At 65.2% G+C, this 12,375-nt stretch carries 14 protein-coding genes; 7 read left to right on the top strand and 7 right to left on the bottom strand.

Annotated elements, in window-relative coordinates:
- Positions 1-47: 47 nt before the first annotated feature.
- The gene (locus tag FOY51_RS07845) at positions 48-830 is read left to right on the top strand and encodes a sulfite exporter TauE/SafE family protein (protein ID WP_149429664.1); all 783 of its coding nucleotides are present in this window, start codon (positions 48-50) and stop codon (positions 828-830) included.
- Between the two features lie 3 nt (positions 831-833).
- Here FOY51_RS07845 and FOY51_RS07840 read toward each other — a convergent pair whose 3' ends face one another.
- The gene (locus tag FOY51_RS07840) at positions 834-1,685 is read right to left on the bottom strand and encodes a glycoside hydrolase family protein (protein ID WP_235916224.1); all 852 of its coding nucleotides are present in this window, start codon (positions 1,683-1,685) and stop codon (positions 834-836) included.
- Between the two features lie 270 nt (positions 1,686-1,955).
- Between FOY51_RS07840 and FOY51_RS07835 the strand changes: the two genes are divergently transcribed.
- From FOY51_RS07835 to FOY51_RS07825, 3 genes are read left to right on the top strand one after another with little or no spacing between them, the layout of a single operon-like run.
- Positions 1,956-2,339: a TA system antitoxin ParD family protein gene (locus FOY51_RS07835; protein WP_149429662.1), complete on the top strand. Its 384-nt coding sequence runs from the start codon at positions 1,956-1,958 to the stop codon at positions 2,337-2,339.
- Entirely contained in the window at positions 2,336-2,917 is a 582-nt protein-coding gene (locus FOY51_RS07830; RefSeq protein ID WP_149429661.1) for an ATPase, read from the top strand. The genes FOY51_RS07835 and FOY51_RS07830 overlap by 4 nt, the downstream gene beginning before the upstream one ends.
- A gap of 48 nt (positions 2,918-2,965) precedes the next feature.
- Positions 2,966-3,910, top strand: a complete 945-nt coding sequence (locus FOY51_RS07825) for an esterase/lipase family protein (protein WP_149429660.1) — start codon at positions 2,966-2,968, stop codon at positions 3,908-3,910.
- Between the two features lie 87 nt (positions 3,911-3,997).
- Here FOY51_RS07825 and FOY51_RS07820 read toward each other — a convergent pair whose 3' ends face one another.
- Entirely contained in the window at positions 3,998-5,806 is a 1,809-nt protein-coding gene (locus tag FOY51_RS07820; protein WP_149429659.1) for a ribonuclease J, read from the bottom strand.
- Positions 5,803-6,711 carry a 4-hydroxy-tetrahydrodipicolinate synthase gene (dapA, locus tag FOY51_RS07815; RefSeq protein ID WP_149429658.1) on the bottom strand — a complete coding sequence of 303 codons (909 nt, stop codon included), beginning with the start codon at positions 6,709-6,711 and terminating at the stop codon, positions 5,803-5,805. The genes FOY51_RS07820 and dapA overlap by 4 nt, the downstream gene beginning before the upstream one ends.
- Positions 6,712-6,855: 144 nt before the next feature.
- On the opposite strand from dapA, the gene FOY51_RS07810 reads away from it, so the two are divergent.
- From FOY51_RS07810 to FOY51_RS07800, 3 genes are all read left to right on the top strand, one after another.
- Positions 6,856-7,056 (top strand): dodecin family protein, encoded by a 201-nt coding sequence (locus FOY51_RS07810; protein WP_149429657.1) that lies wholly within the window; start codon positions 6,856-6,858, stop codon positions 7,054-7,056.
- 62 nt (positions 7,057-7,118) lie between these two features.
- Positions 7,119-7,598 carry a hypothetical protein gene (locus tag FOY51_RS07805; protein ID WP_149429656.1) on the top strand — a complete coding sequence of 160 codons (480 nt, stop codon included), beginning with the start codon at positions 7,119-7,121 and terminating at the stop codon, positions 7,596-7,598.
- A 61-nt stretch (positions 7,599-7,659) separates the two neighbouring features.
- Entirely contained in the window at positions 7,660-8,103 is a 444-nt protein-coding gene (locus FOY51_RS07800) for an SRPBCC family protein (RefSeq protein ID WP_149429655.1), read from the top strand.
- Here FOY51_RS07800 and FOY51_RS07795 read toward each other — a convergent pair.
- From FOY51_RS07795 to FOY51_RS07780, 4 genes are read right to left on the bottom strand one after another with little or no spacing between them, the layout of a single operon-like run.
- A complete protein-coding gene (locus FOY51_RS07795) occupies positions 8,093-9,331 on the bottom strand; it encodes a winged helix-turn-helix domain-containing protein (protein WP_149429654.1) in 1,239 nt (412 codons plus the stop codon). The genes FOY51_RS07800 and FOY51_RS07795 overlap by 11 nt on opposite strands.
- A 32-nt stretch (positions 9,332-9,363) precedes the next feature.
- Entirely contained in the window at positions 9,364-10,389 is a 1,026-nt protein-coding gene (locus tag FOY51_RS07790) for a DUF8320 family protein (RefSeq protein WP_235916193.1), read from the bottom strand.
- Complete coding sequence (locus FOY51_RS07785; RefSeq protein ID WP_149429653.1) at positions 10,376-11,596, bottom strand: sensor histidine kinase; 1,221 nt, start codon at positions 11,594-11,596, stop codon at positions 10,376-10,378. Before FOY51_RS07785 ends, FOY51_RS07790 begins: the two co-directional genes overlap by 14 nt.
- Entirely contained in the window at positions 11,593-12,285 is a 693-nt protein-coding gene (locus tag FOY51_RS07780; RefSeq protein WP_235916192.1) for a response regulator transcription factor, read from the bottom strand. Before FOY51_RS07780 ends, FOY51_RS07785 begins: the two co-directional genes overlap by 4 nt.
- Between the last annotated feature and the right edge of the window lie 90 nt (positions 12,286-12,375).

Here is a 12,375-nt window from a genome sequence, read left to right as displayed (position 1 = left end):
CGAGAAACACATTTCTCGGCGCGCGGTCGCGTCGATAGAGTTCCGTGGTGTCGATTACCGAAATCGTGGTCATCCTGCTGGCCGGCTTTGCCGCGGGCGGGATCAACGCGGTCGTCGGATCCGGCACCCTTGTGACCTTCCCGACGCTCGTCGCGTTCGGCTATCCGCCTGTGGTCGCGACCATGTCCAACGCTGTCGGCCTTGTTGCGGGTGGCGTCTCGGGAACCTGGGGATATCGGCGCGAACTGCGCGGCCAATGGAATCGGCTGAAATGGCAGCTGCCTGCATCGTTCCTCGGTGCCGCGCTGGGGTCGTACCTACTGCTGCACCTACCGGAGAAGGCTTTCACCACCGTCGTTCCCGTGCTCTTGATCGGCGCCCTGATCCTGGTGGTGATCGGACCGAAGATCCAGGAGTGGGCCAAGCGCCGCGCCGAAGAGGCCGGTCGTTCCGCCGACCACATCGGCACCGGGCGGTCGGTTGCGCTGACCGGCGGAACGTTTGCCGTCGGCATCTACGGTGGCTATTTCACTGCGGCGCAAGGCATTCTGCTGATCGGCGTGATGGGCGCACTGCTCCCCGAGTCGATGCAGCGGATGAACGCCGCCAAGAATTTGCTGTCGCTGGTCGTCAACGTCGTCGCCGCCACCGCGTACACGATCGTCGCATTCGACCGAATCAGTTGGGGTGCAGCAGGACTCATCGCCGTCGGTTCGCTGATCGGCGGAGTTGTCGGAGCCCGCTACGGTCGGCGCCTCTCCCCCACGATGCTTCGTGCTGCCATCGTCGTTCTCGGCCTGATCGGGTTGTGGCGCTTGCTGACCACGTGAGCGCTATGCGGGCTCTCTCATCACGCCCACATGTCGCACCGTTCCGGAAAGTCCAGGCAACTCCTTCATCGGCGACCAGGTGCGCAGGCCATCTGTGCTGTCGGAGTAGAGATACCGGCCTTCGGTATAAGCGTCGAGATAGATCCGCCAGACGTCGTTCGGCAACTGAACGAGGGCGGGCCCTTCGCGCAGCGCGCCCCAATCTCCGGGCGGAACAAAGGTGTACGGCCCGGTCACCGACGGCGCCACCGCGTGTTCGACCACCTTCTTCGTCTCGTTCTTGGTGAACGCGTGATAGGTCGATCCCACCTTCACCACGGTGGTGTCGATGTGGTCCGCGCCGATCCCGGCGAGCGGAACGGGTAGGCCCCACAAGTGCAGTGACGGTTCCAGCGCCGTCATCAGATACGGCACGAACCCGCCGCCGGTGGACATCGACAGGATGACGCTGACGCGGCCGCCGTCGACGAACCATTCGGGAGCCCATGCCTTGGTGGTGAACGGCGACAGCGACGGTCCGTCCGAGAACCCCGCCGACCCGGGAAAGCCCGACGGGCTCGACGAACCGGTGCCTGCCCCGGTACCCGGCAACAGTGCACAGCAGAACGGGACCGGCCACGACTCCATGTATGTCCAGTTGATCCGATCGCTGCTGCGCGCGAAGCCGATGTTGGCGCCGTTGCCGGTCGTGTAGGTGAGGTAGTAGAAGCCGTCGGTGTTTCGGAAGATGCTCGGATCACGCACCAGACCGGCCGGCGGCCGATACGCAGCCAAGCGAGCAGGCTGGAATTGCGTGCCGTCGCCGGATTCGTACACATCCATGTCGCGGTCGCTGATGTTGGTGAACGCGACCATCGTGTATCGCCAGGCCGGTGCGGCGTCGCTGGTGGCGGGGACGACGACAAACAAGGCCGCGACGGCAAGCAGCACGGTGGACACGGCAGAAAAGCATGTTCGCGCAGTCGGCTTCACGCGTGCATTATTTACACCGACCGGACCGACGTGCGGAACTTTTGCCCATCCGCGGGCTCGACCAACGCCGAATCGTTACCGACACTATCCGTTGCACATTGCTACAGTCGAGACGTAGCATTGTGCTACAACCGTGGAATCGAGGCGATTGCAATGTCGGAAGCTGTAGACAGAGTCACACGATTCTCCGCTGCTCTGGTCGATGAAGCCAGCCGGGAAGGTACCCGCGAGAACCGGTCGGCTCGCCAGCAGTTGGAGCACTGGGCCCGCGTGGGTCGCGGCGTATCCACACGCAGTACCGCGGCGCGGCGCCGAGTGGAAGCCGCGCTGTCGGGCAGCCTTCCCATCGGTGACCTGAGCCCGGAAGAGAGTGTGGTCTTCGATTCCGAGATCGACGCCCTGATCGAGGAACGCCTCGTTCAGGTGGATCACGTGGAGACGCGAACCGCGAAGGGATTCTCGTCGGTCGCTGTCGATGATCACGGTCGCATGGTCGAATATCGACCGGACGGAACCACGGTCGTCCTTTCCGCGTGAGCCCACGGCTGGATCTGGTCGTCGGCTGCAACGGCGCGGGTAAGAGCACTCTCGTCGACACCGTGCTCGCGCCGCTCTTGATCGACAGCGTGTTCGTCAACGCCGATCAGATCGCGAAGGCGCGCTGGCCCGACGACCCGGTGGCGCACTCCTACGACGCCGCAAAGGTCGCGGCCCGAACACGATCGACGCTGTTGACGTTAGGACGCTCCTTCATCGCGGAAACCGTCTTTTCGCACCCGTCGAAACTCGAACTGATCACCGAAGCGCACGAGCGCGGGTTTCGCGTTGTTCTGCATGTGGTGATGGTGCCGGAGGACTATGCCGTCGAACGCGTCCGGCTTCGGGTCGCCAGTGGCGGACATGATGTCCCGGAAGCCAAGATTCGGCAGCGCTACAGCCGGGTATGGCCACTCGTCGCCACCGCGATCACGCGATGCGATCAAGCGACCGTGTACGACAACCACGGCCGCACCACCCGGATCGTCGCCCGCTACGTCGACGGAACGCTCGTCGCAGATCCGCAGTGGCCCAACTGGACTCCGACAGCATTGACGAACCCGCCACACCGAGCGTGAGCACGCAGTACGTTGACGACACCAACGACGTCGACCAGGTGGGCAAAGATGCGTTCTTCCGTACGTGCTGTGATCGTCCTGCTGTCCCTGCTCGTCGTGTTGCTGCCGATCGGTAGCGCAGGCGCAGATCCGCTGCCCGAGAACTACAACTTCTTCGGCGGCATCCCCAACGAATTGGCCCATCCCGGTGGATCTTTGCCCGGATCCAACGACTTCGGGTGCAAGCCGACGGCCGAGCACCCCCGACCGGTGGTTCTGGCACACGGCACCGGCGGTTCGCAGCAAACCAATTGGGGCGCATACGTTCCCATGTTGAAGAACGCGGGCTATTGCGTCTTCGCGCTAACGTTCGGCGCCATACCCGGTGCGCCGTGGCCGATTTCGGCTATCGGCGGGATGGCACCGCTCGAGGGCAGCGTTGCGCAGTTCGGCGCTTTCGTCGACAAGGTGCTCGCGGCGACAGGCGCCACCACCGTCGACGTGATCGGCCATTCGCAGGGCACGTTGATTGCCGGCTACTACGCCAAGGTGGCAGGCGGCGCGTCGAAGATCACCAACGACGTGTCGATCGCGCCGGCCTGGCTGGGCTCGAAAGTGGCCGGCTCCGACCTGATCGGCGCCTTCGCGCGCAGATTGGGCATTCCCGACGTCGACGTGGTGCCGATCTGTCAGGCCTGCGGCCAGGTCGCGCCCGGCTCCGACTTCCTCACCCGGCTCAATGCAGGCGGCACCCCGTATGTGCCGGGTATCGCGTACACGAACATCAGCACCCGTTACGACGAGATCGTCGTGCCCTACACCCAGGGCCAGGTGGTCGGCCCACCCGGATATCGCGTGACCAACATCGTCGTTCAGGACACCTGCGCGCAGGACTACTCCGAACACGCGGGTGTCGCAGGCTCGCAGCGCGCGGCCTACATGGCGCTGAACGCACTCGACCCCGCCCACCCGCGCGAGGTACCCTGCCGTTTCATCCCGCCGTTCACCGGCTAGCTGTCGATCCGCTACGCAATCCACTCGAGTCAGGGGCACCCTCGCAACGTCTAGGCGAGGAAGGGGTCCCCCGACTCGAGGAGGTGGCTAGACCCCGATGACAGTCGGCACGATCATCGGCCTGCGGCGGTACTTGTCCGCCACCCAGCGACCGACGATTCGCCGCACGCCCTGAGCGATCCGATGCGTATCGGTGACGCCTTCGCCTGCGAGCCTGAGCAATTCGGCTTCAACCAGCTGCGCTGCTTCCTTGAGCGCTGCCGGATCGTCGGAGAAGCCACGACCGTTGACCTCCGGCGGGCTCACTGCACGACCGGTCGACGTATCGACGGCCACCGTGATGGAGATGAAGCCGCCCTCGCCGAGGACCAGACGATCGGACAGCGTCGAATCGCCGACGTCGCCCACCGACAGTCCGTCGACATACACATGCCCGACCGGCACCCGACCGACGATCGACGCCAACCCGTCGACCATGTCGACGACCACCCCGTCTTCGGCGAGCATGATGCGCTCCTCCGGCACACCGGTCGCCTTCGCGAGCGCCGCGTTGGCGCGCAGGTGGCGCCATTCGCCGTGCACCGGCATCGCGTTGGTCGGCCGCACCGCGTTGTAGAGGTAGAGCAGTTCGCCGGCGGATGCGTGGCCGGAGACGTGCACCTTGGCGTTCTGCTGCGTGATGACCGTCGCGCCGCGTCGCGCCAACCCGTTGACGACGGTGAACACCGAATTCTCGTTGCCCGGGATCAGCGACGACGCGAGGACAACCAGGTCGTCGGCGTGGATGTTGATCTGCCGATGCTCGCCGCGCGCCATGCGTGACAACGCCGAGAGCGGCTCACCCTGGGAACCGGTGGAAATCAGCACCAGCTTGTCGTCGGGCAGACCGGCGGCGGTGTCGAGGGTGACCTCGACCCCGCTCGGCACGTTCAAGTAGCCCAGTTCTTGCGCAATTGCCATGTTGCGCACCATCGATCGGCCGACGAAGCACACGCGACGCCCGTATCGATGCGCGACATCGACGACTTGCTGGATCCGATGAACATGGCTGGCGAACGACGCGACGATCACACGCTGCTTGGCCTTGCCGATCACATTGTCCAGCACGCCACCGATCTCGCGTTCTGGCGTGACGAAACCCGGCACTTCGGCGTTGGTCGAATCCACCAGGAACAGATCGACGCCCTCGTCGCCGAGTCGCGAGAATCCGCCGAGGTCGGTCAGCCTGCCGTCGAGCGGCAGCTGATCCAGCTTGATGTCACCCGTGTGCAGGACCACGCCCGCTGGGGTGCGAATCGCGACGGCCAGCGCGTCCGGAATCGAGTGGTTGACCGCGAAATATTCGCACTCGAACGGACCGTGATCGGTGCGCTGCCCCTCGACCACCTCCACCAGATTGGGACGCTGATGGTGTTCGCGACACTTGGCGGCCAACAGCGCCAGCGTGAATTTCGAGCCGACGACCGGAATGTCGGGGCGCAGCCGCAAGAGGAACGGAACCGCGCCGATGTGGTCTTCGTGTCCGTGCGTGAGGACGATCGCCTCGACGTCGGCCATGCGATTCTCGATGTGGCGGAAGTCCGGGAGGATCAGATCGACACCGGGCTGCTGGTCCTCGGGAAACAGTACGCCGCAGTCGACGATCAGCAGCTTGCCTTGATGCTCGAAAACGGTCATGTTGCGGCCGATCTCGCCGATACCGCCGAGCGCGACCACGCGCAGACCGTTGCGCGGGGCCTTCGGCGGAGTGCCGAGCCGTTCGGTGGCGTCGGTGGGTTGCTGACGCTTGTCCGGCCGCTGCTGCGCGGCCGACGTCTGCGCTACCGGCTTCGGATTGCGTTGCGGCGGTCCCGCATCGCGACGAGCCCGGCCCCGTTGTCGACCCGGGCGCGTCACGCAAGCACCCCGGCGTAGTGCATTTCCGCTGCGAGCGAATCGATCTGCTCGATTGTCGGTGGAATTTGCGGCAAACGTGGCTCCCCCACATCGAGGCCGAGCAGCCGCAAGCCCGCCTTCGACGCGCTCACCCCGCCCAACCGTCCGACCGCCCGAATCAGCGGTATCAAACTCAAGTTGATGGCACGTGCTGCTGCGATATCTCCGGCGTTGTGCGCAGCGATCATGTCGCGCAGGCGTCCGGGCACGAGATGGCCGATGACGCTGATGAATCCGACGGCGCCGACGGACAACCACGGCAGATTCAACGCGTCGTCACCCGAGTAGAACTCGAGATCGGTCGTCCCGATGATCTCCGCACCCGCGTTCAGGTCGCCCTTCGCGTCCTTGACGGCAACGATGCGCGGATGCTCCGCGAGACGTCGAATGGTCTCGGTCTCGATGGGGACCACCGAACGCGGCGGAATGTCGTAGAGCGCGACGGGCAGGTCGGTCGCGTCGGCCACGGCGGTGAAGTGAGCGAACAAGCCGGCTTGCGGCGGGCGCGAGTAGTACGGGGTGACAACCAGCAGACCGTGAGCACCCGCACGCGCCGCATCGCGAGCCAGCTCGACGCTGTGCGCGGTGTCGTTGCTGCCCGCCCCGGCGACGATCTTCGCGCGGTCGCCGACGGCATCGATCACCGCGCGCAGCAACTCGAGCTTCTCGTTCTCGGTAGTGGTCGGAGACTCGCCCGTGGTGCCCGCGAGCACCAGGCTGTCGCAGCCACGGTCCACCAGATGCGCGGCGAGCCGTACGCCTGCGTCGACATCCAACTTTCCCTCGGGAGTAAACGGGGTCACCATCGCGACGGAGACCGTGCCGAAAGCATGCACGGCAGAGGGGGCGGAATCACCGTTGGTCATGGTCAGAGGCTACCCGGTGAGATGTCCGCGTCCGCACGCCGAGCACCCCCATCGGACGAATCGGCCACGACGGCATATCCGCAGGAGCAGAATCGATCACGGCCATTCTCGATTCAGCTCTGCCGATTCGTTCAGGAGTGTCGAATGTCTGTCGCACGTATCACCCAGATCAGCGCACGTTCGGACAAAGGGTTCGAAGATGCGGTCCGCGTGGGGGTCGAAAAGGCGTCGCAAACCCTGCGCAATGTCAGCGGAGCGTGGGTGAAAGAACAGAAGGTCGAAGTGACCGACGGCGCCATTTCCAGCTACCAGGTGGTTCTCGAGGTCACGTTCGTGCTGGACTGACTGACGCCCCTCTGACGTCTAGCTTCCTTGACTGACGTCAGTTATGACGTCACACTGGCGTCATGAACATCGAACAGCACACCTCTCGGCTTCGTGACGACCTATTGGCCGCCGCCGCCCTCGGCGACGACTCCACCCGCGCGACAGCAGAGGCGCTGGCCCGCGCGGCCGACACCTCGGCTCGCCTGATGGTGCTGTCCGCACTCTCCGATTTCGCGTCGGAAGTGACGACGGCACTCGGCGATCGGTCGGTACACGTCGTACTCGACGGCGCCGACGCTCGCGTCGATGTGCGCACCGATGCCCCCGCAGCCGACGATTCGGCGGCCGAGCAACCGCACACCGCTGCCGACGCCAAGGCCGCATTCGACGACGCGGCAGGCGAAATCAGCCGTGTCACACTGCGACTCGTAGAACAGATGAAGGCACGCGCCGAAGATGCCGCGGCACAGAACGGTCAGTCGCTGAATTCGTGGCTGTCACAGGCTGTTCAGGGCGCACTCCGCGATCAGATGCGCAAATCCGGGAACAACTGGTCCTGAAGATCCACCGAGTCGGCTACCGTCGATCCCACAATTCGATCGAACCAGTGGGAGTCATGTCGTGTCGGTATCAGGTTCCACAGAGTTCGACATCAAGGCAACGCCCGCCCAGGTGCTCGACGCGGTAGCAGCTATCGAGGAACTCCCGACGTGGTCGGGCTCGCACAAGTCGGCCGTCGTGGAGACCAGGCACGACGACGGTCGTCCGTTTCGCACCCGGCAGAAGGTCGGCGCCGCAGGGATCACCGACGAGCAGGTCACCGATTACAGCTGGGAGCCGAACAAGGTCAGCTGGCAACTGATGGAAAGCGGGCAGCAGTCGCTACAGATCGCGTCCTACACATTGACCCCGACGAAATCCGGTACGCACGTCGTACTCGATCTCGAGATCGACGTGAAAATTCCGATGCCAGGATTCGTGCTCAAGCGAATCCTCAAGGGCGCCTTGAACTCCGGAAGCAAAGACTTCACGAAGTACGTCGAGAGTCGCGCGGCTAGGAGCTGAGTTTCACGTCATTGCGGAATTCCCGGGCGAGCGGTGCCGCAAGGTCGCCCCGATTCCCGATCACGATGTCGTCCAGTTCCAACCAGTCCGCCAGCGCACGCAACGCGGCCGCCAACTCCGTTACCACGTAAGCGCTCACGCGGCCTGGTTCGGCGAACGCACCGGGCACGGTCAGCCTGCTCGCCGCTCGATCCGCGCGCAGATCGACCCGGCCCACCAACTCGCCGTCGAGCAGGAACGGGAAAACGTAGTACCCGTGCACCCGCTTGTGCTCCGGTGTGTAGATCTCGATGCGGAAGTGGAAGTCGAAGATCCGCTCGGTGCGCGGCCGGAAGAAAACCAGCGGATCGAACGGGCACAGCAAGGCCGAACCGGCGATCTGCCGGGGTGTCCGTGCATCCGAAAACAGGTAGGCCTGGTGCTTCCACCCGGTCACGGTCACCGGTTCCAGCACACCCTCGTCGATCAGGTCGGCGATCGCGGGTTCTGTCTGTGACCGATGCAATCGGTAGTAGTCACGCAGATCCGGCTCGGTCGCGATGCCCAGGGCACGGGCCGATCGCAGCACCAGTTCCCGCACGGCGTCCGACTCGTTCACCTGTCGCGCAACGATTTCCGGCGGGAGTACGCGTTCGGTCAGCTCGTAGTGTCGGGTGAAGCCGACGCGCTTGTCGACCGACAGACCCCCCACGGCGAAGAGTTGTTCGCAGATCATCTTGGTGTCGCTGCGATCCCACCACGGGCCTTTTCGATCGGGTCGCTCGATGTCGAGGTGTCGCTCCACGTCACCCGCACTGCAGGGTCCCGCGTCGGCGATCACGTCCAGAACGTCGCCTGCAAGAGTCGGATTGCGGTCGAGTACCCGTTGGGCACCGCCCCATCGCCCGCCGATGTAGCGGGTCATTCGCCACCGCATCAGCGGCCAATCCTCGACGGGGATCAAGGCGGCTTCGTGTGCCCAGTACTCGACGAGCCGACGTGGCTTGCGCGAGGTGTTCTGCCACGCGGCATCGTCGATCAACGACCGGTCGTAGCTGCCGATGCGGCTGAATATCGGCGCGTAGTGAGCGCGAACAACGGCCGATACGGAATCGATCTGCAGCAGCTGGGTCCGGTCGAGTACCCGCAGTACCGAGCGTCGTGTCGCAGGAGTCGACGCCGGTCGATCGGCGAATCCCTGCGCGGCGACCGCAGTTCGACGAGCCACCGCAGCACTCATTGCACGCATGAGCCCACCCTGCCATGCGCCACCGACAAGGTTCAGCCGCGTTCGGTCGCCTCTGCAGCGGTCCGCACAGTTCCTGCGCCGTCCACCTCGGTGCGGCGGTCTTCGCCCGGCTCGCTGACCAGCACGGTCGCCAGATTTCGGCGTCCTTTGGGGAGCACTCGAACGGTCACCGATCCGGCATTGGCGGCGTCGAGTTCTCTGGCCGCGGCGAACAACACCGTCGAGCGCACCGCCGCGGGGACACCCTCGAGACCGCCGTCGTCGAGCAGTTGCACTTCCACTCCGCGACCGCGCGCGCCACGCGCGGCGGCAGCCAGACCGGCCAACTGTGGGGCACGCAGGCCGTCACGCAATTCGGCTTCTCGCAGCCGGCACTCGAAACGATCCGCGGCATCCAGCTCCTCGCCGCCGACGATGCGTTCCAACAGCGGGCGTGCCACCTCGGCCAACCGTGCCAACTGCCGATCGCGTTCCTCACTCTGGGCCGCGATGGTCGCCTCGGCGGCAGCGCGAGTGGTCGCCTCTTTTCGCAAGAGCCGCAACGACTCCAACGTCGGGCGCATGCGTACTGCGAACACCGACACCGCGGCCACCGTCCCGATCGGTGCGATCGCCCCGGCAACGCCCGCAGCCGACATTCCACCGGTGAAGCCGACCGCCACCGTCGCGATGGAGATCGACGCGACGCCTATCCACGCCCACAGCAGTCTGCCGCGCACCGTCAGCAAACTGAGTACGTAGGAGAATGCAAAGGTGGACCACACGAATCGATCTGCCGCATGATCGCCCATCGACGCCACCGTCGCGATCGGCCCCGCGACCACGATGAACAGAGTCGCTGCCAACGGCAGCGGATCGGACGGAGTCACCACGACCACCACGCCGGCGACGGCCATCAGCGCAAAACCTGCGATCACCGGCACGTCGTTGTCGGCACTGTCCATGTTGCGCAACATGATCATCGCGATGGTGAACAGCAGCATGCCCAGCACCACCGCGCCCGATCGGCCGTGCAGCCCCATCAGGCTGCGCAGCGTCCACTCGTCACCGGTCGCCACGACTACCCCACACCAACGTCACCTTCGTGCCTGCACCGGGTTGCGACTCCACGAACGCCGCGCCACCCGGCAACTGGCCCATCCTGCCGAGAATGCTGAATGCCACGCCGAGGCGATCGTTGGAGACCGCATTCGGATCGAAACCCGCACCGTCGTCGGCGATCTCGACGCGCAATCCCCCGGCGCCGAGAGTCACACTCACCGTACGAGCCACCGTTCGACCGGAAACACCGCCGTGCCGCAGGCTGTTTCGGACCGCTTCGGTGAGCGCAGCCGACACGGTGTGCGCTGCGTCGATGGGCATGATCAGATCGTCGAATCCGGCCTGCCGATGTGCCTCGAACCCCACCTTCCCGTTCACTTGGTGAACCGCTTCGCGCAGGAAGTCGATGGTTGCCAACGCATCGAGCTGACCCGAACGACCGGGCGGCGTTCGGAATTCGTCGAGCTGGCGCAGGGTGAACGACGCCTGCCGAGCCAGGACCGAGGGCGCGGTGCCCCGCGACGCATCGAGCAGGGTCGACAGGACGCCGTCATGGATGAGCGCGGCGAAGCGGTCGCGTTCGACTGCCCGCGCATGCGCCGCGGCAGTCGCGGCTGCAGCGCGTTTGGCCCGCGTCGTCTCTTGATCGAGGATCGATCCCGCCCGATCGGCGCAGATGGCCACCCAGGTGAACAACCCCGCGGTCGTGAGCGCACGCGCGAAATCCTGTGCGAGAGCACTCCCTCCCGACTCGCCCAGCGCATACATGTTCACCAGCGCAGCTGCCGCGGCAGCGAGGAACAGATAGACGGTTGCGGGCACCGCGCGCCACGCCAGACCGGCCGACACGGCACCCAGAGCGGCGATGCGGTATTGCCATGTCGATTGTGCAGGTAGGGCAGCGTAGTCGAGCGCGAGCGGCGACAACGCAACAACCACCAGGTAGTTGACCGCGAGAATCGAGGTGATCAGGCGAATGTCGGCAACGCTCGCCTTGAACGAGACCGCGGCCAACACCAGGCACGTGCCGAAGATCAGTACGAACGTCAGCGAGGTCCACCAGAGCGCGTAGTGGTGCGATTGGTGGATGATCTCGGGCGAATCCATCAGCCCGTAGACGACGCCGCCGAGGCCGATGGTGCAGGCGAACGAGCGGAAGATGCGGTCGGACCCGCGCTCGGCGTCCGCGACCTCGATTGCGGTGGGCAGTTCGGTCGTGGTCATCCCTGAAGATGCGGCGATTCGGGTGCGGGCAACCAGCCGTCTTCCACGGCACGCTTGTACAAGTCGGTCTTGGTGGGCGCGGGCCGACCTGCATCGGAGTACTTCTGGCGGATGCGGACCAGGTAGTCGTTGACGGTCTGCTCGGACAGCTTGGTCATCCGGGCGACACGCGACGCCTTTTCGCCGGATGCGTAGAGGGTCAGCACTTCCTCCTGGCGTGGGCTCAGGCCGACGTCGGACAACATCGGGTCTCCGTCGATCGCGGCCGCCCAGTCGGTGGTCACCACCAGCGCGCCGGATGCGGCGCTGCGAACGGAGTCGATGACGGTCGACGCGTCCTCGGACTTGCGCACCACCCCGAGGACCCCTGCCCTCGCGGCCGAGCGCACCAGGAACGGATTCTCGGCACCGGTGAAGATCAGGACTTCGATGTTCTGCTCGCGAACGGCGCGAACGTTGTCCTCCGGCGACGACCCGTCTGCCAACCGCAGATCGAGCACCACCAGGTCGAGATCGACTGTCTGGTCGAGCAATTCGCGAACCGTGCTCGCCATCGCGACCACCTCGAGGTCGGCTTCGCCGGAGAGCATCGTGGACAGGCCGATCGCTACGGACTCGTGGTCCTCGACCAACCCGATTCTGCGTGCAACACGGGCAGTGACGCCGTCTGACCGGTCAGGCTCAGTCACCCGACGACCCCTCTCTACCCAGCTCCGACACGAAATCCCAACGCAATGCTCTCCGGCGAAGCCGCCGGCTCCCCCTGCGAGCAATATTGT

Origin of the sequence: Antrihabitans cavernicola (assembly GCF_008297975.1) — a bacterium.
GTDB lineage: Bacteria > Actinomycetota > Actinomycetes > Mycobacteriales > Mycobacteriaceae > Antrihabitans > Antrihabitans cavernicola.
The sequence above is the reverse complement of the archived record's forward strand: the minus strand, read 5'-3'. Positions and strand labels throughout refer to the sequence as shown.